Genomic DNA, 24698 nt, shown 5'->3' with positions numbered 1-24698 from the left:
TGTCCATCGGGTGGTGGCTAGAGACCGGTTTGGCATTGTTAAAATGTGCCATGTGCAGCTCCGCTGTCTCAGCTCTTCAGCCGCCCAAAACATCGCCACACCGCGCCCGCAAGGGGTTTTCTCATGCACCATCTTGGTGGACTTCCGAACGGAAGACCAAGACGGTATGTGCAATATACTTCGGGTCCGATGGACCATCGTTGCCCAAACAGCTCCCCAGCCTTGGATTGCGTGCAGCGGATGTGGCGGCCTGAGGGCCTTCCAATCCAGCGGCAAAATCCGGCTCAACGCCAACGGTCGCAAGCTTGATGCGTGGCTTATCTACAAGTGCCTGATCTGCGAAAGGACATGGAACCGTCCGATCTTTGAGCGGCAGAATGTCCGCGATATCGATCCGATCGTCCTGGAAGCGCTGCAGTCCAACGATCCGCAATGGATCCGGACAGAAACGTTCAACCTCGAAGCATTGCGGCGCAGGTCGCAGCGCGTCGATGAATTTTCCGAGTTTGATATCGAAAAAGAGATCCTGCACGAAACGCGCAATTGGACGAAACTGGCAATCGAGCTGATGGTCCCGTTTCCGATCAGCACACGCCTTGACCGTCTGCTGGCGTCCGAGCTGAGAGTTTCGCGTGCACGGCTCCAGACGCTTCACGACGGCGGCACGCTTCGGACCAATTCGGACCGCGCCGACATTTTGCGGCGGCGTATCAAAACCGGCACGCAGGTCATAACCGACCTCGCCACCGAGGCCGACCGAGACCAATCGTGGAGACCTTTAGCGACCGGTCGTCCACTGTAACCGGTATCACGAAGGCCTGAAATCTCAGGCCTTCGTGATCTTACTCATCTTGGTGCAGGGCGCCTCAGTCTGAAGCGCTCGAACTCTGGCTCTTGCTCGCTTCGGTCTTGGCGCGCGGCTTGAGGTTGATCGCCTCGGCGGCGACCTGGGCGATGCCAGGGGTTTCGGTCTTGGCGCGTTCGGCGGCCTTGCGCTCGACGGTCTTCCAGAGCCTGAGGATATTGCCCGAGGCGATCTTGCCGATCGCCGCGTCCGACCAGCCGCGCCGGATCAGGGCGGCGATCAGGTGCGGAAAGCGCGAGACATTGGCGAGGTCGTCGGGATTGGGACCGCCATAGAAGTCGGAGCCGATGCCGATATGGTTCAGGCCGGTCCGGCCGACGATATAGTCGATATGGTCGCACAGCTCCGCGATCGAGCCTTTTGGCCAGGGGCCTTCGGCCTTGGCCTTTTCGGTCACCGCCGCGTCGATATCGAGCCCCGGCCTGGTCTTGCCGTGGATCTGGAACGGCGTCATCCATTCGCGGCTCTTTCGCGAGATGAAATTCGGCACGAAGGTCGCCATGACCATGCCGCCATTGGCCTTGACCCGGTCGAGCACGTCATCGGTGACGTTGCGCGGGTGGTCGCACAGCGCGAAGGCGTTGGAATGCGACCAGATGAGCGGCGCCCGGGCATGGTCGAGCGCGTCGTGCTGGGCCTTGGGCGAGGCATGGGCGAGATCGACCATGACGCCGAGCCGGTTGCATTCGGCGATCACGGCGCGGCCGAAATCGGTCAGCCCGTCATGGCGCGGCGCGTCGGTGGCCGAATCGATCCAGTCGAGCGTCTCGTTGTGGCAGAGCGTCAGGATGCGCATGCCGGCGGCATGCCAGACCCGCAACGGGCTCAGCGAATTCTCCAGGCCGACGCCGCTCTCGACCGAGATGACCGAGGCGATCTTGCCGGCCCTGCGGGCGCGCCCGACATCGGCGGCGCGCCGGGCCGGCAGGAAGACATCCGGGTGCACCGCCTCGATGTCGAGGCAAATGGCCAGCTGTTCCAGGGTGAAGCGGGCGGGCCTTGGTACCGAGGTCGGCACGAAGGCGGCGAAGACCTGGGCCGCGACCCGGCCTTCGCGCATCCTGGGAATGTCGGTATCGCTTTCCTGATGGACCCGGTCGAGGCCATAGGCGGCGACATCGCCAAGGGCTGCGCGGTCGCGGCGGATGGTGAAGGGCAGGTCGTTGTGCCCGTCGAACAGCGGAAACCTGCCGAGCAGTTCAAGGGCCTTGTCCAGGGCCGGATCCGACTTCGTCATAACGGCTCTCTCGCTGCGCGTGCCGCGGTGCTGCGGCGCGCCTGACTATGGCTCTCGGCGCGCGCCGCCGCGCCGCCCGCGCGCGCATGGCGGCTGGTCGCGCGGCGCGGATCAGGCGGTGTCGCGCTCGACCGTCACCACCCGGCCGCGGTCGATGGCCAGCGCCAGCTTGCCGTGCTTGATGGCCAGGGCATTCTCGCCGAACAGCTCGCGCCGCCAGCCTTTCAGCGCACCGACATCGGCCTCGTCGTTCTCGGCGATCTTGTCGAGGTCGTCGGAGGTTGCCACCACCTTGGCGGCGACATGGTGCTTTTCGGCGACCATTTTCAACAGCACCTTGAGCAGCTCGACAGTCGCCGACTGGGCGTGGCTCGGCGGGCGGTGCTTGTCGATCGCCGGCAAGCTCTTCGGATCGCGCGCCAGCCCGCTCTGCACCGCCTCGACGATCGCGATACCGTCGCGCGACCGCTCCCAGCCCTTGGGGATCGAGCGCATGGCGCCGAGCGCCTCGACGGTCTTCGGGCCGGTCATCGCCACGTCGATCAGGCTGTCGTCCTTCAACACCCGCGAGCGCGGCACGTCGCGGGCCTGGGCCTCGCGCTCGCGCCAGGCGGCGACATCCATCAGCACGGCCAGTTCGCGCGGCTTGCGCACGCGGTTGCGAAAACGCTCCCAGGCACGCTCCGGTTCCTGGCGATAGGTCTCGGGCGAGGTCAGCACGCCCATTTCCTCGGCAACCCACTCGGCCCGGCCGCGCTTCTCGAGCTCGGCGGTCAGCTTGACGTAGATATCGCGCAGATGGGTGACATCGGCGATGGCGTAGGTGATCTGCGCCTCGCTCAGCGGCCGCTTCGACCAGTCGGTGAAGCGGCTGGTCTTGTCGAGCATGGTGCCATTGGTGCGCTGGACCAGCTGATCGTAAGAAATGCTGTCGCCATAACCGAGCACCATGGCGGCGACCTGGCTGTCGAACAGCGGCGCCGGAATGCGCTCCGACAGATGCCAGACGATCTCGACGTCCTGGCGGGCGGCGTGGAACACCTTGATCACCGCCGGATTGGTCATCAGGTCGAAAAACGGCGCCAGGTCCATGCCCGGCGCGAGCGCATCGATCGCCACTGCCTCATCCGGGCTGGCGAGCTGGATGACGCAAAGTTTCGGCCAGAAAGTCGTCTCACGGAGGAATTCGGTGTCCACCGTGACGAAAGGGTGTTTGGCGAGGCGCGCACAGATCGCGGCGAGGTCGGACGGAGAAGTGACTAACATCTCGCCTTACATACAGGAGTCGGGCCGCGATTGCGAAGCGGTTTCAGACGCCTGCAAGTTGTGTCTCGACGAGGGCGACGATGCGCGGATCGGTCGGCCGGACGCGTGCCGGAAAGGCGCCGGCGATGAGCCCGGTGCGGCCAATGACGAACTTGTGGAAGTTCCAGGTGGGGATGTCGGCCGGCCGCTGCGCGGCGGCCCAGCGGTAGAACGGATGGGCCGCCGAGCCACGCACCACCTGTTTGCCGGTCATCGGGAAGGACACGCCATATTGCCCGTGACAGACCTCGGCGATCTCCTGATTCGAGCCGCGCTCCTGGTTGAAATCGTCGGACGGCACGCCAACCACCACCAGGCCACGCGCGCGATAGCGGTCCCACATGGTCTGCAGGTCGTTATATTGCGGCGTGAAGCCGCAGGACGAGGCGGTGTTGACCACCAGCAGGACCCGGCCGGCATGATCGGCGAGCCTGACCGGCTCGCCTTCCAGTCCGTCGAAGGTGAAGGCATAGGCCGAATTGGAGATCCGGCTCGAGACCCGACCCGATCCCGGGGCGGAGCTCTGGGCGAGGGCAGGGCCTGCAACCACGGCCGCAGCGGCGGCGATCAGCAGGCGTCTGTCGATTTGGGTCCTGTCGCGGGACATGGTCGCGGCTCCTCCAGTCTCGGACTGGCCTGGCCGCGAACCGCGGCCTCAGGCCGCGATCTCGTTGGTGGCCAGGAACTTTTCCAGCCAATGGATATCGTAATTGCCAGCTGCGATTTCCGGATTGCGAACCAGCGTCCGGAACAGCGGGATAGTGGTTTCGATGCCGTCGACGACGAATTCATCCAGCGCGCGCTTCAGGCGGGCGAGACATTCGGCGCGCGTGCGGCCGTGGACGATCAACTTGCCGACCAGTGAATCATAATAAGGCGGGATCGTGTAGCCCTGATACGCATGGCTGTCGACGCGCACGCCGAGGCCACCCGGCACGTGGAACAGGCCGAGCTTGCCGGGCGAGGGGCGGAAGGTCGAGGGGTTCTCGGCATTGACCCGGCATTCGATGGCGTGGCCCTCGATGACGATGTCCGACTGCTTCATCGACAGCTTCTGGCCGGCGGCGATCTTGATCTGCTCGTTGACCAGGTCGATGCCGGTGATCATCTCGGTGACGGGATGTTCGACCTGGATGCGGGTGTTCATCTCGATGAAGAAGAACTGGCCGTCCTCGTAGAGGAACTCGATCGTGCCGGCGCCGACATAGCCGAGATCGGCCATGGCCTTGGCGCAGACGCCGCCGATTTCGGCGCGCTGGGCCGGCGTGATGATCGGCGAGGGGCCTTCCTCCCAGACCTTCTGGTGCCGGCGCTGCAGCGAACAGTCGCGTTCGCCGAGATGGATGGCGCTGCCCTGGCCGTCGCCGAGGATCTGGATTTCGATATGGCGCGGCTTGCCGAGATATTTCTCGATATAGACGGCATCGTCGCCGAACGCCGCCTTGGCTTCGGTCTTGGCGGTCTGCAGCGCGACGTCGAGTTCGTCGGCGGTGCGCGCCACCTTCATGCCGCGGCCGCCGCCGCCGGCGGCGGCCTTGATGATGACGGGAAAGCCGATCTCCTTGGCGACGCGGCGGGCATCCTCGTCATTGTCGATGCCGCCTTCGGAGCCGGGAACGGTCGGAATGCCCAGGCGCTTGGCGGTGCGCTTGGCCTCGATCTTGTCGCCCATCACCCTGATGTGTTCGGCCTTGGGGCCAATGAAGGTGATGCCGTGGCTTTCCAGGATCTCGGCGAAACGGGCGTTTTCCGACAGGAAGCCGTAGCCGGGATGGACCGCGTCGGCGCCGGTGATCTCGCAGGCCGCCAAGAGCTGGGGAATGTTGAGATAGCTGTCGCGTGCCGGCGGCGGGCCAATGCAGACGCTCTCGTCGGCGAGCTTCACATGCATGGCATCGGAATCGGCCGTCGAATGCACGGCGACGGTTGCGATGTCGAGCTCCTTGCAGGCGCGCAGCACCCTGAGCGCGATCTCACCGCGATTGGCGATCAGGACCTTGTGGAACATGGGCACCTGTCCGCTCATTCGACGATCATGAGCGGCTCGCCGTATTCGACCGGCCGACCGTCTTCGAAGAAGATGCGCGTGACCGTGCCGCTGCGCGGCGCGGCGATATCGTTGAAGGTCTTCATGGCTTCGATCAGGCAGAGCCGGTCGCCCTCCTTCACCACCGTGCCGAGCTCGACCAGCGGCTTGGCGTCGGGCGAGGGCCGGCGATAGGCGGTGCCGACCATGGGCGAGGTGACCACGCCTGGATGTTTGCGCGGGTCGTCGACGACCACGGGCGCGGCCGCCGCAGCTGCTGCGACCGGCGCGGCGGCCGGTGCATGCGCCGCGACCGGCGCCGCCACCGTGGTGTGGACGGTGATCTGGCGCGCCACGCGGATCTTCAGGTCGTCATGGGCGACCTCGATCTCGGTCAGGTCGGTATCGGTCAGCACCTGCGCGAGTTCGCGAATGAGCGCGGGATCGATGGGGTATTTGTTCTTGAGCATGGGGCCCTCTTTGGCCGATCGCTTCGCCGTCGGCCTCAGGCCTTCGGCGGAAGTCCGGCGAGTGCGGCGATGGCGAGCACGTAACCATTGGGGCCGAGCCCGACAATGATCCCGCGCGCGACGGGTGAGAGATAGGAATGATGACGGAACGCCTCGCGGGCGTGCACATTGGTGATGTGGACCTCGATCACCGGCACGCCGGTGCCCCGGATCGCATCGGCGATCGCGAGCGAAGTGTGGGTATAGGCGCCGGCATTGAGCACGACGCCTTTCAAGTCGCCCGCGGCATAGGCCTTGCCGGCCTCGTGGATCCAATCGACCAGCACGCCCTCATGGTTGGACTGCCGGCAATCGGCGGTGAGGCCGTGCCCGGCAGCCGCGGTGCGGCAAAGTGCATCGACGTCGGCCAGCGTGGTGGCGCCGTAGATCGCCGGTTCACGCGTGCCGAGAAGGTTGAGATTGGGTCCGTTGAGGACGAGGACGGTGCTCATGCGGGGGCGTCGGGTCCAGATGGGGCCGCTCCGCGATCGATCCGGTGCGGAATCGAGGCGGTCCCGGAAAATCGCAACCCTCCGGGCCGGCCCTTATAGGCCGGGCCGTGACGGATGGAAAGCGACCCGTGAGACCCGCTATTTCCGGCCGGCGTCATGGTGGATAAGTCCAGCTGGCGCGGGCTTTGGCGAAGATGCTATGCGCTCGCCCAGCCTGGGCCAAGAGCCGGAGTCCGGCCGAGGGCACCGGCTGCCGGGGCAGCAGAGGAGCAGGGCGTGAACGGTTGGTTCGCCGAGATCCGCTACGGCATCGCGCAATTGGCGCCGTCGCGGTTTCCCTATCCACGGTTCGCGCTGGCGCTGCTGCTCGGCCTTGCCGGCGGCTATATCTTCTCGATCCTGAAGCTGCCGCTGCCCTGGATGCTCGGCGCCATGATGTTCTGCACGGTCGCCGCGCTGACCCGGGCGCCGGTCGCCGCACCCGCGGTGATCCGGCCGCCGATGTCGGCGGTGATCGGCGTCATGCTCGGCTCGGGCTTCAGCCCTTCGGTGATCGCGCAGATCCCTCAGTGGTTGCCGACCATCCTCGGCCTCGTCGTCTTCATGGTCGCCTGCGGCCTGACGGTGGTCTGGTATTTCCGCCGGATCGGCGGCTTTGACCGCACCACGGCGTTCTTTTCCGGCATGCCGGGCGGCCTGGTCGAGATGATCACCTATGGCGAGGAGCGCGGCGGCGACGCCCGGGTGATCGCACTGGTCCATTCGGCCCGCATCCTGATGATCGTGATGACCTTGCCTTTCGCCATCCAATGGATCGAGGGCGTTTCGCTCAACCGTGCCGCCGGTTCGGTCTCGATGTTCGATACGCCGCTGGTCAGCGAAGCCTGGCTGGTCGGCTGCGGGCTTGCCGGCGCACTCCTGGGCCATCTCCTGAACCTGCCGGCCAAGACCCTGCTCGGTCCCATGCTGGTGAGCGCCTGCGTGCATCTCATGGGCTGGAGCGATTTCAAGCCGCCGTTCGAGATCGTCAACGCGGCCCAGCTGATCCTCGGCGTGGCGATCGGCTGCCGCTTCGCCGGCACGGCGAGCCGGACGGTCATGCGCATCCTGGCGCTGTCGGTCGGCTCGACCGTCATCCTGCTGTTCTGGATGACGGTCTTCGCGGTCATCGTCTCGCGCCTGTCGGATTTCGGCGTGGTGACCCTGGCGCTGGCCTATTCACCGGGCGGGCTCGCCGAAATGAGCCTGATCGCGGTCGCCCTGCATGCCGAGGTGGCTTTCGTCGCGGCCCATCACATCATCAGGGTCTTCCTGGTGATGATTTCCGCGCCGCTGGCGTTCCGGATCGCCAACCGGCTGCTCGGCCCGGAACAACGGCCGGCACGCCAGCCGGCCGAGTAGGGCGCGCCGGTTCAGGCCACCCGTGCGCGTCGGCCGGTTCCGACTCACATAGGACAGCCTTAGACTCAAAGCCCGTGCGGTCGCACGAATGGCCCGGGCAAACGCCCGGTCGCATCAGGACGATGACCATGTCGCAGACAGAGGCAAACGGCGAAGCGCGTTTGCAGGCGGCTTTGGTCGACCTTCTCTATCGCCAGTCCTATGGGGCGATGATCGCCAGCATCGTCGTGCCCTGGCCGGTCGTCTATGTGCTGTGGGGCACCGTGGCGGGCCCGCTGCTGTTGACCTGGGCCGCCGCGATCTATGCGCTGACCGGGGCCCGCTGGCTCCTGTCCCGCCGCTATTTTCAGCGCGCGAGCGACAGTCCGGGCTTCGCGGTCTGGGCCCGCCGCTTCACGCTGCTGTCGATTCTCTGGAGCCTGGCCTGGGGCGCGCTCGGCTGGATCGGCTTCGTTCCCACCCAGGCTCACCTCGTCGCCTTCGTCTGCATCGTGCTGACCGGCATGTCGGGCGGCGGCGTGTCGTCGGTGGCGGCCCATCCGCCGGCTCATGCCCGGGTGCTGCTGGCGATGCATGCGCCCTTCGCCCTGCGCTGCCTGATGCAGGACGATCCGGTCTTCGATCTCTATCTCGTCCTGCAAGCCTGCTTGATCGTCGTCAGTCTCTATTATTGCCGGGTCAACTACCGGTCGCTGAAGGAGACGGTGGGACTGCGCTTCGAGAATGCGGCACTGATCGACGGGCTCAAGCACGAGCGCGACCGGGCGACCGCGGCCAATCACGCCAAGACCCGGTTCCTTGCCGCCGCCAACCACGATCTGCGCCAGCCGATCCATGCCCTCGGCCTGTTCGCGGCGGCCCTGGCGGCCCTTGCCCGGAAGGGCGATGTCCGCGCCAGCGATGCGCAGGGCCTGGCTGAAAAGCAGCAGGCGGTCATCGCTTCGCTGGGCGGGCTCCTGCATGGCCTGATCGACGTATCGCGGCTCGACGCCGGGCTGGTCTCGGTGGAGCGTCGGCCGATCGCGCTGATGCGGCTGATCCAGGGCCTGCGCGAAGAGTTCGGCGGCCAGGCGCGGGATCGCGGCATCACCTTGCGCGCCGTGCCGTCCAATGCCTGGGTCGAGAGCGATCCGGCGCTCCTGAAGCGCATCCTGGACAATTTCCTGTCCAATGCCCTGCGCTACGCGCCGGGCGGCCGTGTCCTCATCGGCTGCCGCCGGCGCGGCGACAGGGTGGAGATCCAGGTGGTCGATACCGGGCCGGGCATCCCGGCCGACCAGCACGCGGCCGTGTTCGAAGAGTTCACCCAGCTGCACAATCCGCATCGCGACCGCCAGGAGGGCCTCGGCCTCGGCCTGGCCATCGTGCGGCGCCTGGCGGGCCTGCTCGGCCATCCGATCGCGCTCAGTTCGTTGCCCGGCAAAGGTTCGACCTTCTCACTCACCGTGCCGCTCGTTGCCGCGCCCGCGGTTCAGCCCGCCCCGGCGCCGCAGCATGTTTCCGAAGGGCTGGGCATCATGGTGGTGGACGACGACCTCCAGGTGCTCGACGCCATCACCGCGCTGATGGCGAGCTGGGGCCATCGGAGCTACGCCGCGCCGAGCGTCGACGCGCTTTGCCGCCGCCACGACGAGGCCGGTGCGCCGCCGGTTGACCTGATCATCGCCGACCATCGCCTGGCCGGCGGCATGACCGGGGCCGCCGCCATCGAGAGCCTGATCGGCCATCTCGGCTACCACGCGCCGGCGCTGATCGTCACCGGCGACACCTCGCCGGAGCGGCTGCGCGATCTGGCGGCGAGCGGCCATGTCCTTTTGCACAAGCCGCTGGCGCCCGATCTCCTGCAAGACGCGATCCGCCGGGCCGTTGGCGAGCCGCTCCGGGCAAACGGCGCGGGCTGATCGCCTGACTGGTCGGGGCAGGGCGCGCCGGCTCAGGCGGCCCGCACTTCGCTCAGGAAGTTCTCGATCGAGCGGCCGAGCGAGCCGGCCTGCTCCGACAGGCTGCGGGCGGCCACCAGCACCTGCTCGGCCGACTGGTTGGTCTCGCCCGAGGCCTCGGTGACGCCGGTGATATTGTCGACCACCTGGGCGGTTCCGGTGGCGGCGGCCTGGACGTTCTGCGAGATCTCGCCGGTGGCGGCGCGCTGCTGCTCGATCGCTGCCGCAACCGCCGCGGCATAACTTGCCACTTCGCCCATGGTGCCGGCGATCGCCTCGATGGTCTTCACCGCCGTGCCGGTCTCCTGCTGCACCGAATTGATCTGCGCGGCGATCTCTTCGGTCGCCTTGGCGGTCTGGCCGGCGAGCGACTTCACTTCGCTGGCGACCACGGCAAAGCCGCGGCCGGCTTCACCCGCGCGCGCCGCCTCGATGGTGGCGTTGAGGGCGAGCAGATTGGTCTGTTCGGCGATGTCGCGGATCAGGCCGAGCACCTGGCCGATCCGGCCGGCGGCATCGGCCAGCGCCTTGACCCGCTCGTTGGCGCCTTCGGCCTCCCGGCTGGCCCGGACCACCACGTCGTTGGTCTGGGCGATCTGGGCGGCGATCTCGTTGATCGAGGCCGACAGCTCTTCGGAAGCCGCCGCCACCGACTGGACATTGGCGGAAGCCTGCTTGGACGCGCCGGCGGCGTCATTGGCCTGGCCCGAGGCGGAGGCGGCAATGCCGGTGAGGGTGCGGGCGGTCGCCTCCATCTGCCGGGCATTGTCGCCGACGCCCTGCAGCACCGCGCCGATCGAATCGCTGAAGTCGCGGACCAGCGCGTCGACCTTGACCTGGCGCGCCCGGCGCGCCGCGGCATCGCTCAGCGTATCGGCCTCGAGCCGCTCGCGCTCGATGGCATTGGTGCGAAACACCTCGACGGAGCGGGCCATGGCGCCGATCTCGTCGCTGCGGCCGGTCGAGGGCACCGCGCGGCCGTGGTCACCGCCGGCCAGCGCCAGCATGGTCTGGTTGAGCGCCCGGATCGGCTGGCCGAGATGGCGGGTCAGCATGAGCGCGACCCCCACGCCGGCGGCCGCCACGGCGCCGAGCACGGCGAGCAGCACCATCATGGCCTGATCGCGGGCGGCGACGAAGGCACTGGTGTCGAGGGCCACCTCCACCGTGCCGATCGGCGTGCCCGAATAGTTCTTCAGGGGGCCGGCGAGGACCGCCGCCGGATGGCCGCCGAGCGTCGCCTCGCGCCATTCGGTCGGGCGGGCGAGCGCCGCCTGATGGGCGCCTGCGTCCAGCAGCGTCTTGTCGGTGAAGGTCGCGCCGAGCGTATTGACCTTGCCGTCCTGGACCAGGTGCATGGCGACGTCGACATTGAAGCGGCGCTTGAGATCGTCGAGAAACTGCGCACCGAGCACGGCGCCGATATCGGTAATGCCGACCACCGCGCCCTCGTGCAGCGTCGGGACGCTGGCGAAGATGCTGATATTGTCGCGGCCCGGCTCGATGCCGACCAGCGTGCGGCCGGACCGGATCGCGTCGCGAATCATCAGCCGGCGGGCGAGCACGTTGTCGCCATGGGCGTCCGGGGCATGGACGCGTGCGAGATTCGCCCCGTCGGTCTTCTGGAACGAGATCAGCGCCAGGCCGAGATCGCCGCGCAGCGACGTCGACAGCGTCTTGAAGCGGTTGAGCAGGGCCGGGCGGTCGTCCTTGCTGAAGGCCTCGCCGACGCGCGGGTCGTTGGCGATCGACAAGGCGGTGCCGAGCGCCCGCTGGCCCTGTTCGGCCATGGCCGCGACAATGGCCTCGTAGCGCTGGATGAGTGCGGCCTCGATCGCCAGCTTGCTCAGCGACTGCTGCTGCTTATAGCCGGCGAAGCCAACCGCGGCGGCCGCCAGCAGGGCGGTCGCCGTCATCGACAGCATCAGTTTCGCCCCGATCGTGCGGAGCTTGAAAACGTCGCTCAAAGCCATGGACCCCAACCCCCGCGCCGTCAGGCGGCGCCTGCATTTCATCCCCGGGCCAATGACGCGGATTTGCAGTTAACAATCAGTTCATTGGCGGAGAATTTTATTCTTCGTGGCGGGTTCGCAGGGCGTTGTGCGCTGGCGTGTTCAGCCGCCGCCAAGGCCGGTCCGGCAGGCGGCACATGGGCTTGCTCGCGCCGTCGCCTACACTGCCGGCCGGGGGCAGACGGGGCCGGCGGCAAACTATGTGCACAGGATGGCGTCGATCCGCCTTGACATGGTCCGGGTGCTCCCTTATCCACCGCGACCTCGGCGGCACAAACCGCCGAGACCGCGCGGGCGTAGCTCAGTTGGTTAGAGTGCCGGCCTGTCACGCCGGAGGTCGCGGGTTCGAGTCCCGTCGCCCGCGCCACTCTTCCCCTTGAAATCACTGGATTTTGCCTGTGCTGCCTCGGGGAGGGGTGGCGCAACCGTTTGCCGTCGAGCTTACGTGCCAGGGCAACCTGCGACCTGCTCCGGCGGATCAAAAGTGCCGCGCCGCGCGCCTTGTCTGACAATCCGCACAATTGTCCTTAATATGGTACCGCTTCTGTTTCACGTTCTCGCTTTGATCCTGATGGCGCCGGGCGCTGGCCGGCGGCTCGCGCACTGACGCGGCCAGGAACCTGTGGGATGGCAGCGGCGAGCGCTTGAGCGGCGCGCCCAACTCGGCCAGTTTCGGGTCTTCGTCGGGCTGCGTTGGGCCAAGGGGGCGCGGCATCATGCGAGACCTGAAGGGCATTTGCCGCGTCGCCGCATGGGCGATTCTCGCGATCATGACGGTATCGCCGGCGTCGGCCGCCGAGTTCGATTTCCCCGACATCGACACTTTTGACGGGCGGCCGCCGAATTTTGTGGTGGTTCCCGGCATACGCCTCGCGATGCGCCGGCAGATCGACGCCGATACGTCGGTCGAATCCTACGTGCTGACGCAATTGGGGCTTGCCGGTCGTCCCTTCGTCATCGGCGCATCCGGCTTTTCCGGCGGCATCAGCATTTCCAGGAATTTCGGCGACATCTCATGGTCCGGGACCATGGAGGCGACACCGTCCTGGGACGGGCTGTTCAACAGCTATTCGTCGACCGGGCTGGAATTTCAGACCCAGCTGTCGCGCAGCTATGTGTTCGAGGGCACGCCCTGGTCGATATCGCCGCGGATCATGCTGGCTTACCGGTTCTCGACCGATTCCGAGAAGGAACGCTCGAAGGTTCAGATCGCGCTGCCCTTGTATTACCGGATCAACCCCCAACTCGACCTGGTCTTCGTGTCAAGGATCGACCACCGCCACGTGCCGCATTGGACCACGACACGCAACGACGTGGTCGCCAATGTCTCGGTCGGCGCTCGTTACGAGATCCGCAAGGGCATGCAGGTCTCGGCATTCCTGGCCTACGAGAATCGCTGGTCGAGCGCGCCGGAGGTGCGATATTCGCGCTGGCTGATCGTTCCGCAGCTTGGTTTGCGCGCTGATTTCTGAGCTCTGCGTTTTCCTCATAACGTTTCTAAGGAATGTGATCCCTCTGCGGCCTCGGCTGCTTGCACCGCAACAAGCGAGGGAGTAAGGCACGGGGCAAATGTCGCACGCGGGCCGGCAAACCTGCGATCGAGGCGTGGAGAGCAGCCAGTGAACGAGCTTCTGAACGACTATCTGCCGCTCGTTATTTTCATCGCCCTTGCCACCGTCATCGGGCTGGCGCTGCTGGTTGCCCCGTTCCTGATCGCCTATTCGAATCCCGACCCGGAAAAGCTGTCGGCCTATGAGTGCGGCTTCAACGCCTTCGCCGACGCGCGCATGAAGTTCGATGTGCGCTTCTATCTCGTCGCCATCCTGTTCATCATCTTCGACCTGGAAGTCGCCTTCCTGTTCCCCTGGGCCGTGGCTTTCAAATCGGTCGGCTGGTTCGGTTTCTGGTCGATGATGTCCTTCCTCGCCGTCCTGACGATCGGTTTCGTCTACGAGTGGAAGAAGGGCGCGTTGGAATGGGATTGAGGCGCTCGGACTTGAGACGTTTGGGATTGAGGTTCTGATCCATGGCAACCGCCCTCGACCGCGGCGATCCGATCGTTGCTCCGGCACCCAAAGGCCTGCTCGGCCTCGATGGCAAGCCCATCGGTTCGGCCGATCCGTTCTTCTCCGGCATCAATAACGAGCTCGCCGACAAGGGCTTCATCGTCACCGCCACCGACGACCTGATCAACTGGGCGCGCACCGGCTCGCTCATGTGGATGACCTTCGGGCTGGCCTGCTGTGCGGTGGAGATGATGCAGCTGTCAATGCCGCGCTACGACGTCGAGCGCTTCGGCTTCGCGCCGCGCGCCTCGCCGCGCCAGTCGGACGTGATGATCGTCGCCGGCACGCTGACCAACAAGATGGCGCCGGCGCTGCGCAAGGTCTACGACCAGATGCCCGAGCCGCGCTACGTCATCTCGATGGGCTCCTGCGCCAATGGCGGCGGCTATTACCACTATTCCTACGCGGTGGTGCGCGGCTGCGACCGCATCGTGCCGGTCGACATCTATGTGCCGGGCTGCCCGCCGACCGCGGAAGCGCTGCTTTATGGTGTGCTGCTTCTGCAAAAGAAGATCCGCCGCACCGGCACGATCGAGCGCTGAGACGGGCAGGGGTATCGAATGGACGGGACGCTGAACGATCTCGGCGACTACATCGCCAAGGCCCTTGCTGGCGCCGTCACCGGCGCGACGGTGGCCTATGGCGAACTGACGCTGACGGCGGAAGCCAGCGAGATCACCAAGGTGGTGACCTTCCTGCGCGACGACGCGCGCTGCCAGTTCTGGAACATCATCGACGTCTGCGGCGTCGACTATCCCGGCCGGGCCAGACGTTTCGACGTGGTCTACCACTTCCTGTCGCCGAAGCAGAACACGCGCGTCCGCGTGAAGGTGCAGACCGACGAAACCACGCCGGTCGCCTCGATCACGCCGGTTTTCCCCGGCGCCGTCTGGTTCGAGCGCGAGACCTACGATCTCTACGGCGTGCTGTTCACCGGGCACCCGGACCTGCGCCGGCTGTTGACCGATTACGGCTTCGACGGCCATCCGCTGCGCAAGGACTTTCCGACCTCCGGTTTCGTCGAGGTGCGTTACGACGACCAGCAGAAGCGGGTCGTCTACGAGCCGGTCCGGCTTGCCCAGGAATTCCGCCAGTTCGACTTCCTGTCACCATGGGAGGGTACGGATTACGTGCTGCCCGGCGACGAGAAATCCAAGGCGAATTGAGCGGAGATCGAGATGGGCGAACACGATATCCGTAATTTCACCTTCAACTGGGGCCCGCAGCACCCGGCGGCCCACGGCGTGCTGCGCCTGGTGATGGAGCTCGACGGCGAGGTGGTCGAGCGTGTCGATCCGCATATCGGCCTGCTGCATCGCGGCACCGAAAAGCTGATCGAGACCAAGACCTATCTGCAGGCGATCCCCTATTTCGACCGGCTCGACTATGTCGCGCCAATGAACCAGGAACATGCCTTCTGTCTGGCGATCGAGCGGATGCTCGGCATCGAGGTGCCGCGCCGGGCCCAGCTGATCCGGGTGCTCTACAGCGAAATCGGCCGCATCCTGTCGCATCTTCTCAACGTCACCACGCAAGCCATGGATGTCGGCGCGCTGACGCCGCCGCTCTGGGGCTTCGAGGAGCGCGAGAAGCTGATGATCTTCTACGAGCGCGCCTCCGGCTCGCGCATGCACGCGGCCTATTTCCGCGTCGGCGGCGTGCACCAGGACCTGCCGGTGAAGCTCGTCGACGATATCGAAGCCTGGTGCGACCCGTTCCTGAAGGTGGTCGACGACCTCGACGCGCTGTTGACGCCGAACCGCATCTTCAAGCAGCGCAATGTCGATATCGGCGTCGTGTCGATCGAGGAATGCTGGGCCTGGGGTTTTTCCGGCGTGATGATCCGCGGGTCCGGCACGCCCTGGGACCTGCGCAAGTCGCAGCCCTATGAATGTTATGCCGAGCTCGATTTCGACATACCGATCGGCAAGAACGGCGACTGCTACGACCGTTATCTCATCCGCATGGAAGAGATGCGCCAGTCGGTCAAGATCATGAAGCAGGTGACCAGGCTCTTGCGCGAGACGCCGGGGCCGGTCTCCGCCAAGGACCAGAAGGTGGTGCCGCCGAAGCGCGGCGAGATGAAGCGTTCGATGGAAGCGCTGATCCACCACTTCAAGCTTTATACCGAAGGCTTCCACGTGCCGGCCGGCGAGGTCTATGCCGCGGTCGAGGCGCCGAAAGGCGAGTTCGGCGTCTATCTGGTCGCCGACGGCTCCAACAAGCCCTATCGCTGCAAGATCCGGGCGCCGGGTTTTGCCCATCTGCAAGCCATGGACTTCCTGTGCAAGGGCCACATGCTGGCCGACGTGTCGGCGATCCTGGGCTCGATCGACATCGTCTTCGGGGAGGTCGATCGATGACAGTCATGCGCCTGTTGGCGATGTCGTTCATGACGGTCCTGTCGGTTGGTTCCGAGGTCCGGGCCCAGGCGCTCGACATGGCCGCGGGCAAGCCGCTCGGCGAACTGATCAATTCGGGCTTCGCGATCTCGTCCTCGACCAATAATGGCCGGCCGGGCGAGGTGGTGCTGACCGTGCAGCAGGGCGCCAGGGCTTTTATTTGCGTCGTCACCGGCGCACGGGGAACCAACCAGTCGGATCCGCCGGCGCGGCTGACGGCGCTTCCCTGCATTCCGCTGAACTGACGACAATCACGAGAGCATCGACCGATGAGCGTCCGCAGACTTGCCCCTGACGAGGTCCAACCGGCCTCCTTCGCCTTCACGGCGGAGAACCTTGCCTGGGCGACGGAAACGATGGGCAAATATCCGGTCGAGCGGAAGGCCTCCGCCGTCATCCCACTGTTGTGGCGGGCCCAGGAGCAGCATGCCTATTGGCTGCCTAAGGCGGCGATCGAATATATCGCCGACATGCTGGGCATGCCCTATATCCGGGTGTTCGAGGTCGCCACCTTCTACACCATGTTCCAGCTGCAGCCGGTTGGCACCAAGGCGCATGTCCAAGTCTGCGGCACCACGCCCTGCATGCTGCGCGGCGCCGAAGACCTGATCAAGATCTGCAAGTCGCGCATCCATCACGACCAGTTCCATCTGTCGGATGACGGCGCGTTTTCCTGGGAAGAGGTCGAATGCGCCGGCGCCTGCGTCAACGCGCCGATGATCCAGGTGTTCTCCGATACCTATGAAGACCTGACGCCGGAAAGCTTCGAGAAGGTGCTGGATGCCTTCGCGCGTGGCGAAAAGGCGACGCCCGGCCCGCAGAACGGCCGCCATGGCGCCGAGCCCGCCGGTGGCGCGCTGACGCTGCACGACCTGCCGTTCAACGCGGCGAGCCCGGGCGATCAGGCGGTTGCCGACAGGCCGGCCGCCGAGAAGGCCGCGGCCAAGAAGGCCCCGGCCAAGAAGGCGACCACCAAGACGTCGGCGGCTGACAAGCCGTCCGTGAAGGAGTGAGATGATGCTCGCCGACAAGGACCGCATCTTCACCAATATCTATGGCTTCCACGACAAGAGCCTGAAGGGCGCCATCGCCCGCGGCCATTGGGACGGGACCAAGGGGTTCATCGCGCATGGGCGCGACTGGATCATCCAGCAGGTCAAGGATTCGGGCCTGCGCGGCCGTGGCGGCGCCGGCTTCCCGACCGGCCTGAAATGGTCGTTCATGCCGAAGCAGTCGGATGGCCGGCCGAGCTATCTGGTCGTCAACGCCGACGAATCCGAGCCCGGTACCTGCAAGGACCGCGAGATCCTGCGCAACGACCCGCATACGCTGGTCGAGGGTTGCCTGATCGCGGCCTGCGCCATGGGCGCCCATGTCGGCTATATCTATGTGCGCGGCGAATTCATCCGCGAACGCGAGGCGCTGCAGCGCGCCATCGACGAGGCCTATGACGCGGGCCTGCTCGGCAAGGGCAACAAGAACGGCTGGGACTTCGACCTCTACGTGCATCACGGCGCCGGCGCCTATATCTGCGGCGAGGAGACGGCGCTCCTGGAAAGCCTCGAGGGCAAGAAGGGCCAGCCGCGGCTGAAGCCGCCATTCCCGGCCAATATGGGCCTCTACGGCTGCCCGACCACGGTCAACAATGTCGAATCGATTGCCGTCGTGCCGACCATCCTGCGCCGCGGCGCGGCCTGGTTCGCCGGTTTCGGCCGGCCGAACAATGTCGGCACCAAGCTGTTCTGCGTCTCCGGCCACGTGAACAAGCCGGCGACGTTCGAAGAGGCGATGTCGATCCCGTTTTCCGAACTGGTCGAGAAACATTGCGGCGGCATTCGCGGCGGCAAGGACAATCTTCTGGCAGTCATTCCCGGCGGCTCCTCGGTGCCGCTGGTGCCGGCCCACGAGATCTGGGACGCGCCGATGGATTTCGATGCGCTGCGCGCGCTGAAATCCGGTCTCGGCACCGCGGCCGTCATCGTGCTCGACAAGTCGACCGATGTGGTCAAGGCGATCACCCGGATCTCCTATTTCTACAAGCACGAGAGCTGCGGCCAGTGCACGCCGTGCCGCGAGGGCACCGGCTGGATGTGGCGCGTGCTGACGCGCATGTCCGAGGGCCGCGCGCACAAGAAAGAGATCGACATGCTCCTCGACGTCGCGGGGCAGGTCGAAGGTCACACCATCTGCGCGCTGGGCGATGCCGCCGCGTGGCCGGTGCAGGGCCTGATCCGTCATTTCCGCGGTGAGATCGAAAAGAAGATCGACGCCTATGCCGCGAACCCGCATCCGGACCGTCTTCCGATTGCGGCGGAATAATCAAGGCGAGCAACGGGGAAATGTCCTTCAAGGCCGCAGTGCATGTGCGCAACGAGAACAGGGTGAAAGCCATGTCGCTTCCGGTCGTGGACGTGAATGCAAAGTTGAAGGACAGGCCCAGGACCTATCGGGCCGCTGAAGAGCTGGCAGGGCCGGCGGTCGCCGCGGCCGTGCTGCCGATGACGATCGCAATGACCGGCTGGGTGGCGCTGTGGGGCGTCGGCATCGGTCTGATGCGGGCGTTCATGCCGGGGACGGGGACGGGGACGGGCAAGGCGGCGAACGCCGACACGGCCGTCAAGGCGAAGCTTGCCGTGCCGCATCTGACCGTGGTGCCCGACGTCGTGCCGCTGACGGCCAGGGTGGCCGAGCCGAAAGTGGTCAAGGCCAGGGTGATCAAACCCGAGATCGTCAAGCCGGAGATCGTCAAGGCGAGGCTGGCCAGGTCGAAGCCCGCGCCGGTTGTGGCGAAGGCAGCTCCGGCCGCCAGCGTGGTGGAGGCGCCGAAGCCGGTCGCGGAAGCGCCGGCCAAGGTCGAGACCATCGCGGCAGTGCCGGTTGTCGCCGCACCCGCGGCGCCCGCGCCGGTCGCGGCAATGCCGGTTGTCGCGGCACCCGTGGCGCCCGTGCCGGTCGCGGTCGCGCCGGTGGCGGAGGTTCCGGTGGTGACGCCTGCCGTCGTCGCGCCGCCGCTCGAGGTTGCCGGGCCGAAGCCCGCCGGTACGCCGCCGAAGCCGGCATCGCCCGGTGCGCCGCCCAAGCCGACGACCCCTGGCGGCTCGCCGCCGAAGCCGAAATCGGCCGCGGCTAAGACCGCGTCGAAGACGGTGGCAAAGACGCCGGCGGCCGCCGAAGCCGTAGCCAAGGTCGCATCCGCAGCCATTCCGGCCGAAGCCGCGCCGAAGCCGGCCGGCACGCCGCCGAAACCCGCTTCGCCGGGCGCTCCGCCGAAGCCGACGACGCCGGGCGGCACGCCGCCGAAGCCGAAATCGGCAGCGGCCAAGGCCAAGGCCGAACCGAAGGCCCCCGCGGCCAAGGCTCCGGCCGCGCCGGCCGAGATCAAGACCCAGGCGTCGGCGAAGGGGATTTCGCTGGCCAAAGTGTCGATCCAGGACGACACGCCGGCAGCGGCTCCCGCCGCGACCAGCGACAAGGCCAAGACCCCGCGCCGGGAACCGGCGAAGGGTCCGGGCGAGATTTGAACGCATCGGCGGTCAGGCCTGAGGTCCAACGACCTTGGAGCCGGGCTGCGGATGGGATAGGGACCGGGCGATCGCGGGCCGCATGAGGCGCCCGCGGCCGCCGGACTGACATCACAAGGTCGCGCCCCGGCGCGGCCTGAACCGACCGAATGGGAAGGCCGATGACGAAGCTGATCGTCGACGGGCAAGAGATCGAAGTTCCGGCCGAATACACGCTGATGCAGGCGTGCGAGGCGGCTGGCGCCGAGATTCCGCGCTTCTGCTACCACGAGCGACTGTCGATCGCCGGCAATTGCCGCATGTGCCTGGTCGAGGTGAAGGGTTCGCCCAAGCCGATCGCCAGCTGCGCGCAGAATGTCCGCGACCTGCGCCCGGGCCCGAACGGCGAGGCGCCTGTCATCAACACCCGCACGCCGCTGGTCAAGAAGGCGCGCGAAGGGGTGATGGAGTTCCTGCTCATCAACCACCCGCTGGATTGCCCGATCTGCGACCAGGGCGGCGAGTGCGACCTGCAGGACCAGGCCATGGCCTATGGCGTCGACAAGTCGCGCTATCACGAGAACAAGCGGGCGGTCGAAGACAAATATATCGGCCCGCTGGTCAAGACGGTGATGACCCGCTGCATCCACTGCACGCGCTGCGTCCGCTTCACCACCGAGGTCGCCGGCATTTCCGAGCTCGGCCTGATCGGCCGCGGCGAAGATGCCGAAATCACCACCTATCTCGAACAGGCGATGACCTCGGAACTGCAGGGCAATGTCGTCGACCTCTGCCCGGTCGGCGCCTTGACCTCCAAGCCCTTCGCCTTCAATGCCCGCCCCTGGGAACTGCAGAAGACCGAATCGACCGACATGATGGACGCGGTCGGCTCGGCCATTCGGGTCGACAGCCGCGGCCGCGAGGTGATGCGCGTGCTGCCGCGCCTCAACGAGGCGGTCAACGAGGAATGGATCTCGGACAAGACGCGCCATGTCGCCGACGGCATCCGCACCCAGCGCCTCGACCGGCCCTATCTGCGTCAGAACGGCCGCCTGGTGCCGGCCTCCTGGAGCCAGGCCTTCGCGGCGATCGCGGCGCAGGTGAAGGCGGTCGGCGGCGCCAAGACCGGCGCTGTCGCCGGCGACCTGGCGACGCTCGAGGAAATGTATGCGCTGAAAGGCCTGATCGCCGGCCTCGGTTCGGTCCATCTCGACGGCCGGCAGGACGGCACCAAGCTCGATCCGGCTTTCGGCCGCGCCTCCTATCTGTTCAATCCGGGCATTGCCGGCATCGAGGAGGCGGACGCCATCCTCATCGTCGGTTCGAACCCGCGCAAGGAAGCCTCGCTGGTCAATGCGCGCATCCGCAAGCGCTGGCGCATGGGCAACCTGAAGATCGGCGTGATCGGCGAGGTGGTCGATCTCACCTACGCTTACGACTATCTCGGCGCCGGTCCCGACACGCTCGCCGACATCGTCGCCGGCAAACATTCGTTCGCCGAGGTGCTGCGGGCGGCCCAGAAGCCGCTGATCATTGTCGGGCAGGGGGCCCTGACCCGGCCCGACGGCGCCGCCGTCCTGTCGCTGGCAGCCCATGCGGCTGTTACGGTCGGCGCGGTCAAGGACGGCTGGACCGGCTTTGCCGTGCTGCACACCGCGGCCGCGCGCGTCGGCGCGCTCGATCTCGGCCTGGTGCCGGGCGCGGGCGGCCTCGATGCCCAGGCCATGGCCAAGGGCGGCGTCGACGTGCTGTTCAATCTCGGGGCCGACGAGATCGACATCGCCGACGGTGCCTTCGTCGTCTATATCGGCACCCATGGCGATCGCGGCGCACACCGCGCCGACGTCATCCTGCCGGGCGCGACCTATACCGAGAAGTCCGGCCTGACGATGAATACCGAGGGCCGGGTCCAGGCGATCAACCGCGCCGGCTTCGCGCCGGGCGAGGCCAAGGAAGACTGGGCGATCCTGCGCGCGCTGTCGGATGTGCTCGGTGCCAGGCTGCCGTTCGATTCGCTCAGCGCGCTGCGCGCCGCCATGGGCCGGGATCATCCCGGCACGCTCAGGGTCGGTTCGCTCGGCACGGTCGATGCCGCACCGCTGGCGGCGCTGGCCGCCAGGGGCGGCGCCATCGAACCGCAGCCGTTCAAGGTCGCGATCGACGATTTCTACCTGACCAACCCCATCGCACGGGCCTCCGCCACCATGGCGGAATGTTCGGCGCTGGCGCGCGGTCCGGCCGCAATCGCGGCGGAGTGAGACGATGGAATTCTTCTGGACCAATCTCTGGCCGCTGCTGCTGATCGCGATCCAAAGCCTGGTGCTGATGGTCGCGTTGCTGGTCTTCGTCGCTTTCATCCTGCTCGCCGACCGCAAGATCTGGGCGGCGGTGCAGTTGCGCCGGGGGCCGAACGTCGTCGGTCCCTTCGGGCTGTTGCAGTCCTTCGCCGACCTTCTGAAATTCGTCTTCAAGGAGCCGGTGATCCCGTCCGGCGCCAACAAGGGCGTGTTCCTGCTGGCGCCGCTGGTCAGCGTCATCCTGGCGCTGGCCGCCTGGGCGGTGATCCCGCTCGCCGACGGCTGGGCCATTGCCGACCTGAATGTCGGCGTCCTCTTCATCTTCGCGGTGTCGTCGCTCGGCGTCTATGGCGTGATCATGGGCGGCTGGGCGTCGAACTCGAAATATCCGTTCCTCGGCGCGCTCCGTTCGGCGGCGCAAATGGTGTCCTACGAGGTCTCGATCGGCTTCGTGATCATTTGCGTGCTGCTCTGCGTCGGGTCGCTCAACCTCAGCGACATCGTCAAGGCGCAGGACAAGGGCATCGGCCTGTTCGGCTGGTTCTGGCTGCCGCTGTTCCCGGTCTTCGTGATCTTCTTCATTTCGGCGCTGGCCGAGACCAACCGGCCGCCCTTCGACCTGCCGGAAGCCGAATCCGAGCTGGTCGCCGGCTTCATGGTCGAATATGCCTCGACCCCCTACATGATGTTCATGCTGGCCGAATACGTGGCGATCATGACCATGTGTTCGCTGACCACGATCCTGTTCCTCGGCGGCTGGCTGCCGCCGTTCCCATTCGCGCCCTTCACCTGGGTGCCGGGCGTGGTCTGGTTCGTGCTCAAGGTGTCGATGGTCTTCTTCATGTTCGCCATGGTGAAGGCCTTCGTGCCGCGCTACCGCTACGACCAGTTGATGCGGCTCGGCTGGAAGGTGTTCCTGCCGATCTCGCTCGCCATGGTGGTCATCGTGGCGGCAACGCTGCAGATCACCGGCTGGGCGCCGTAACGGCGTCCGGCTCGCCCAAGGTTTCAAGTTCGGTCGGCCGGTACCAACGGCTGACCGGTTGTGATGTTCCGGCCCGGTCGCGGTTGCGCCCGAGCCCTCCGAGGAGAGGTCCCATGGCGTCGGCAATGCGGCTCGACCAGGTGGCCAAGGCGATATTCCTGAAGGAGTTCGTCTCGGCGTTCTTCCTGTCGATGCGCTATTTCTTCAAGCCGAAGGCGACCATCAACTATCCCTTCGAGAAGGGCCAGATTTCGCCGCGCTTCCGGGGCGAGCATGCGTTGCGCCGTTATCCGAACGGCGAGGAGCGCTGCATCGCCTGCAAGCTGTGCGAGGCGATCTGCCCGGCCCAGGCGATCACCATCGAGGCCGGCCCGCGCCGCAATGACGGCACGCGCCGCACCACCCGTTACGACATCGACATGGTGAAGTGCATCTATTGCGGCTTCTGCCAGGAAGCCTGCCCGGTCGACGCGATCGTCGAAGGACCGAATTTCGAATTCGCCGTCGAAACCCGCGAAGAGCTCTATTACGACAAGGACCGGCTGCTCGCCAATGGCGACCGGTGGGAACGCGAGATCGCCGCCAACCAGGCGCTCGACGCGCCCTACCGGTGACGGTCCGGCCGGGCGGCCTTGCCGCGCGGTCATAAGCGAATGTGAGGGATGCGTCCGGGCTTTGCTGTCTGGACGGGTTCCAACTTGGACTTTAAGAACGGCGCGCGCGGACCTTCGAGTCCCAACCGTCATCGAGAACAGGAACGGGGCAAAGGGGCAGCATGCTCGCCGGTCTCTTCTTTTACCTATTCGCAGCCGTGCTCGTGGCCTCCGCCTTCATGGTGATCGCCGCGCGCAACCCTGTGCACTCCGTGCTCTTCCTGATCCTGGCGTTCGTCAACGCGTCCGGACTGTTCGTGCTGATGGGGGCGGAGTTCCTCGCCATGATCCTGGTCGTGGTCTATGTCGGCGCGGTGGCGGTGCTGTTCCTGTTCGTCGTCATGATGCTCGACGTCGATTTCGCCGAGCTGCGCCAGGGCTTCCTGCAATATCTGCCGGTCGGCGTGCTGCTCGGCCTGGTGATCCTGGCCGAGCTCTTGATGGTGCTCGGCTCCTGGACCATCGGCGGCGGCTCGGCGCGCACCGTGGTCGCGGCGATCCCGACCAATGTCACCAATGCCGAGGCGCTCGGACAGGTGCTCTACACCAAATATCTGTTCTATTTCCAAGTCTCTGGCCTGATTCTGCTGGTCGCCATGATCGGCGCCATCGTGCTGACGCTGCGCCACAAGGTCGGGGTCAAGCGGCAGGACCCGGCGGCGCAGTCGGCGCGGACGCCGGAGACCGCCATCGAGGTGGTCAAGGTCAAGTCGGGGCAGGGGGTCTGACCATGCTGACGATCGGTCTTTCGCACTACCTCTCGGTCGCCGCGATCCTGTTCACGCTCGGCGTTCTCGGCATTTTCCTCAACCGCAAGAACATCATCGTCATCCTGATGTCGATCGAGCTGATCCTGCTGGCGGTGAACATCAATTTTGTCGCCTTCTCGACCCATATGGGCGACATCGTCGGCCAGGTCTTCGCGCTGCTGGTGCTCACGGTTGCCGCCGCCGAGGCCGCCATTGGGCTGGCCATCCTCGTGGTCTTCTTCCGCAACCGCGGGTCGATCGCGGTCGAAGACGTCAACATGATGAAGGGCTGACGGGGA

Annotated in this window: 24 protein-coding genes and 1 tRNA gene; 18 read left to right on the top strand and 7 right to left on the bottom strand. The window is 66.2% G+C overall.

Features of this window, described 5'->3' with window-relative positions; all coding sequences use genetic code 11:
• The first annotated feature begins 166 nt into the window (after positions 1–166).
• The gene (locus E8M01_RS33110; protein WP_136964066.1) at positions 167–802 is read left to right on the top strand and encodes a DUF1062 domain-containing protein; all 636 of its coding nucleotides are present in this window, start codon (positions 167–169) and stop codon (positions 800–802) included.
• A 64-nt stretch (positions 803–866) separates the two neighbouring features.
• On the opposite strand, the gene E8M01_RS33105 is transcribed toward E8M01_RS33110, so the two are convergent.
• The 6 genes from E8M01_RS33105 to aroQ form a co-directional block, all read right to left on the bottom strand.
• Positions 867–2102, bottom strand: a complete 1236-nt coding sequence (locus E8M01_RS33105; protein WP_136964065.1) for a dipeptidase — start codon at positions 2100–2102, stop codon at positions 867–869.
• A 111-nt stretch (positions 2103–2213) separates the two neighbouring features.
• Positions 2214–3368: a ribonuclease D gene (gene rnd, locus E8M01_RS33100; protein ID WP_136964064.1), complete on the bottom strand. Its 1155-nt coding sequence runs from the start codon at positions 3366–3368 to the stop codon at positions 2214–2216.
• Positions 3369–3411: 43 nt separating this feature from the next.
• A complete protein-coding gene (locus E8M01_RS33095) occupies positions 3412–4014 on the bottom strand; it encodes a glutathione peroxidase (RefSeq protein WP_136964063.1) in 603 nt (200 codons plus the stop codon).
• Between the two features lie 48 nt (positions 4015–4062).
• On the bottom strand, positions 4063–5415 hold the full coding sequence (accC, locus tag E8M01_RS33090) for an acetyl-CoA carboxylase biotin carboxylase subunit (RefSeq protein ID WP_136964062.1): 1353 nt from the start codon (positions 5413–5415) through the stop codon (positions 4063–4065).
• A 14-nt stretch (positions 5416–5429) separates the two neighbouring features.
• On the bottom strand, positions 5430–5903 hold the full coding sequence (gene accB, locus E8M01_RS33085) for an acetyl-CoA carboxylase biotin carboxyl carrier protein (RefSeq protein ID WP_136964061.1): 474 nt from the start codon (positions 5901–5903) through the stop codon (positions 5430–5432).
• Between the two features lie 35 nt (positions 5904–5938).
• On the bottom strand, positions 5939–6394 hold the full coding sequence (aroQ, locus tag E8M01_RS33080) for a type II 3-dehydroquinate dehydratase (protein ID WP_136964060.1): 456 nt from the start codon (positions 6392–6394) through the stop codon (positions 5939–5941).
• Between the two features lie 276 nt (positions 6395–6670).
• On the opposite strand from aroQ, the gene E8M01_RS33075 reads away from it, so the two are divergent.
• Together E8M01_RS33075 and E8M01_RS33070 are read left to right on the top strand one after the other, a co-directional pair.
• A complete protein-coding gene (locus E8M01_RS33075) occupies positions 6671–7795 on the top strand; it encodes an AbrB family transcriptional regulator (RefSeq protein WP_246088519.1) in 1125 nt (374 codons plus the stop codon).
• 128 nt (positions 7796–7923) lie between these two features.
• Positions 7924–9696, top strand: a complete 1773-nt coding sequence (locus E8M01_RS33070) for a hybrid sensor histidine kinase/response regulator (RefSeq protein ID WP_136964059.1) — start codon at positions 7924–7926, stop codon at positions 9694–9696.
• A gap of 32 nt (positions 9697–9728) precedes the next feature.
• Here the strand turns inward: E8M01_RS33070 and E8M01_RS33065 are convergent, their stop codons facing one another.
• Positions 9729–11708: a methyl-accepting chemotaxis protein gene (locus E8M01_RS33065; RefSeq protein WP_170182181.1), complete on the bottom strand. Its 1980-nt coding sequence runs from the start codon at positions 11706–11708 to the stop codon at positions 9729–9731.
• 329 nt (positions 11709–12037) lie between these two features.
• Here E8M01_RS33065 and E8M01_RS33060 point away from each other — a divergent pair.
• The 15 genes from E8M01_RS33060 (at position 12038) to nuoK (ending at position 24692) form a co-directional block, all read left to right on the top strand.
• Positions 12038–12114 (top strand) — tRNA-Asp (locus E8M01_RS33060).
• A gap of 349 nt (positions 12115–12463) precedes the next feature.
• Positions 12464–13219: a hypothetical protein gene (locus tag E8M01_RS33055; protein WP_136964057.1), complete on the top strand. Its 756-nt coding sequence runs from the start codon at positions 12464–12466 to the stop codon at positions 13217–13219.
• 147 nt (positions 13220–13366) lie between these two features.
• Entirely contained in the window at positions 13367–13732 is a 366-nt protein-coding gene (locus E8M01_RS33050) for an NADH-quinone oxidoreductase subunit A (RefSeq protein ID WP_136964056.1), read from the top strand.
• A gap of 41 nt (positions 13733–13773) precedes the next feature.
• Entirely contained in the window at positions 13774–14355 is a 582-nt protein-coding gene (locus E8M01_RS33045) for a NuoB/complex I 20 kDa subunit family protein (protein ID WP_136964055.1), read from the top strand.
• Between the two features lie 18 nt (positions 14356–14373).
• Positions 14374–14979, top strand: a complete 606-nt coding sequence (locus E8M01_RS33040) for an NADH-quinone oxidoreductase subunit C (RefSeq protein ID WP_136964054.1) — start codon at positions 14374–14376, stop codon at positions 14977–14979.
• Between the two features lie 12 nt (positions 14980–14991).
• Complete coding sequence (locus E8M01_RS33035; protein ID WP_136964053.1) at positions 14992–16176, top strand: NADH-quinone oxidoreductase subunit D; 1185 nt, start codon at positions 14992–14994, stop codon at positions 16174–16176.
• Complete coding sequence (locus E8M01_RS33030) at positions 16173–16460, top strand: hypothetical protein (RefSeq protein ID WP_136964052.1); 288 nt, start codon at positions 16173–16175, stop codon at positions 16458–16460. The genes E8M01_RS33035 and E8M01_RS33030 overlap by 4 nt, the downstream gene beginning before the upstream one ends.
• Before the next feature lie 24 nt (positions 16461–16484).
• Positions 16485–17228: an NADH-quinone oxidoreductase subunit NuoE gene (gene nuoE / locus E8M01_RS33025; RefSeq protein WP_136964051.1), complete on the top strand. Its 744-nt coding sequence runs from the start codon at positions 16485–16487 to the stop codon at positions 17226–17228.
• A 4-nt stretch (positions 17229–17232) separates the two neighbouring features.
• A complete protein-coding gene (gene nuoF, locus E8M01_RS33020; RefSeq protein WP_136964050.1) occupies positions 17233–18534 on the top strand; it encodes an NADH-quinone oxidoreductase subunit NuoF in 1302 nt (433 codons plus the stop codon).
• A gap of 71 nt (positions 18535–18605) precedes the next feature.
• On the top strand, positions 18606–19736 hold the full coding sequence (locus tag E8M01_RS33015) for a hypothetical protein (RefSeq protein ID WP_136964049.1): 1131 nt from the start codon (positions 18606–18608) through the stop codon (positions 19734–19736).
• Positions 19737–19897: 161 nt separating this feature from the next.
• Positions 19898–21973 carry an NADH-quinone oxidoreductase subunit NuoG gene (gene nuoG, locus E8M01_RS33010; protein WP_136964048.1) on the top strand — a complete coding sequence of 692 codons (2076 nt, stop codon included), beginning with the start codon at positions 19898–19900 and terminating at the stop codon, positions 21971–21973.
• A gap of 4 nt (positions 21974–21977) precedes the next feature.
• A complete protein-coding gene (gene nuoH, locus E8M01_RS33005; protein WP_136964047.1) occupies positions 21978–22997 on the top strand; it encodes an NADH-quinone oxidoreductase subunit NuoH in 1020 nt (339 codons plus the stop codon).
• 125 nt (positions 22998–23122) lie between these two features.
• Positions 23123–23611 (top strand): NADH-quinone oxidoreductase subunit NuoI, encoded by a 489-nt coding sequence (nuoI, locus tag E8M01_RS33000; protein WP_136964953.1) that lies wholly within the window; start codon positions 23123–23125, stop codon positions 23609–23611.
• Between the two features lie 161 nt (positions 23612–23772).
• A complete protein-coding gene (locus E8M01_RS32995; RefSeq protein WP_136964046.1) occupies positions 23773–24378 on the top strand; it encodes an NADH-quinone oxidoreductase subunit J in 606 nt (201 codons plus the stop codon).
• A 5-nt stretch (positions 24379–24383) separates the two neighbouring features.
• Positions 24384–24692, top strand: coding sequence for an NADH-quinone oxidoreductase subunit NuoK (gene nuoK, locus E8M01_RS32990; RefSeq protein ID WP_136964952.1), 309 nt, complete (start codon positions 24384–24386; stop codon positions 24690–24692).
• The last annotated feature ends 6 nt before the right edge of the window (positions 24693–24698 follow it).

The sequence above is a fragment of the Phreatobacter stygius genome (assembly GCF_005144885.1).
Lineage (GTDB): Bacteria > Pseudomonadota > Alphaproteobacteria > Rhizobiales > Phreatobacteraceae > Phreatobacter > Phreatobacter stygius.
Note: the sequence above shows the minus strand (reverse complement) of the source record. Positions and strands in the feature narration are given on the sequence as shown.

Excerpts from the sequence above, each read along its gene's own strand:
- E8M01_RS33110 (WP_136964066.1), top strand. The coding sequence starts at position 167 with ATGTGCAATATACTTCGGGTCCGATGGACCATCGTTGCCCAAACAGCT.
- E8M01_RS33105 (WP_136964065.1), bottom strand. The coding sequence starts at position 2,102 with ATGACGAAGTCGGATCCGGCCCTGGACAAGGCCCTTGAACTGCTCGGC.
- rnd (WP_136964064.1), bottom strand. The coding sequence starts at position 3,368 with ATGTTAGTCACTTCTCCGTCCGACCTCGCCGCGATCTGTGCGCGCCTC.
- E8M01_RS33095 (WP_136964063.1), bottom strand. The coding sequence starts at position 4,014 with ATGTCCCGCGACAGGACCCAAATCGACAGACGCCTGCTGATCGCCGCC.
- accC (WP_136964062.1), bottom strand. The coding sequence starts at position 5,415 with ATGTTCCACAAGGTCCTGATCGCCAATCGCGGTGAGATCGCGCTCAGG.
- accB (WP_136964061.1), bottom strand. The coding sequence starts at position 5,903 with ATGCTCAAGAACAAATACCCCATCGATCCCGCGCTCATTCGCGAACTC.
- aroQ (WP_136964060.1), bottom strand. The coding sequence starts at position 6,394 with ATGAGCACCGTCCTCGTCCTCAACGGACCCAATCTCAACCTTCTCGGC.
- E8M01_RS33070 (WP_136964059.1), top strand. The coding sequence starts at position 7,924 with ATGTCGCAGACAGAGGCAAACGGCGAAGCGCGTTTGCAGGCGGCTTTG.
- E8M01_RS33065 (WP_170182181.1), bottom strand. The coding sequence starts at position 11,708 with ATGGCTTTGAGCGACGTTTTCAAGCTCCGCACGATCGGGGCGAAACTG.
- E8M01_RS33055 (WP_136964057.1), top strand. The coding sequence starts at position 12,464 with ATGCGAGACCTGAAGGGCATTTGCCGCGTCGCCGCATGGGCGATTCTC.
- E8M01_RS33045 (WP_136964055.1), top strand. The coding sequence starts at position 13,774 with ATGGCAACCGCCCTCGACCGCGGCGATCCGATCGTTGCTCCGGCACCC.
- E8M01_RS33040 (WP_136964054.1), top strand. The coding sequence starts at position 14,374 with ATGGACGGGACGCTGAACGATCTCGGCGACTACATCGCCAAGGCCCTT.
- E8M01_RS33035 (WP_136964053.1), top strand. The coding sequence starts at position 14,992 with ATGGGCGAACACGATATCCGTAATTTCACCTTCAACTGGGGCCCGCAG.
- E8M01_RS33030 (WP_136964052.1), top strand. The coding sequence starts at position 16,173 with ATGACAGTCATGCGCCTGTTGGCGATGTCGTTCATGACGGTCCTGTCG.
- nuoE (WP_136964051.1), top strand. The coding sequence starts at position 16,485 with ATGAGCGTCCGCAGACTTGCCCCTGACGAGGTCCAACCGGCCTCCTTC.
- nuoF (WP_136964050.1), top strand. The coding sequence starts at position 17,233 with ATGCTCGCCGACAAGGACCGCATCTTCACCAATATCTATGGCTTCCAC.
- E8M01_RS33015 (WP_136964049.1), top strand. The coding sequence starts at position 18,606 with ATGTCGCTTCCGGTCGTGGACGTGAATGCAAAGTTGAAGGACAGGCCC.
- nuoG (WP_136964048.1), top strand. The coding sequence starts at position 19,898 with ATGACGAAGCTGATCGTCGACGGGCAAGAGATCGAAGTTCCGGCCGAA.
- nuoH (WP_136964047.1), top strand. The coding sequence starts at position 21,978 with ATGGAATTCTTCTGGACCAATCTCTGGCCGCTGCTGCTGATCGCGATC.
- nuoI (WP_136964953.1), top strand. The coding sequence starts at position 23,123 with ATGCGGCTCGACCAGGTGGCCAAGGCGATATTCCTGAAGGAGTTCGTC.
- E8M01_RS32995 (WP_136964046.1), top strand. The coding sequence starts at position 23,773 with ATGCTCGCCGGTCTCTTCTTTTACCTATTCGCAGCCGTGCTCGTGGCC.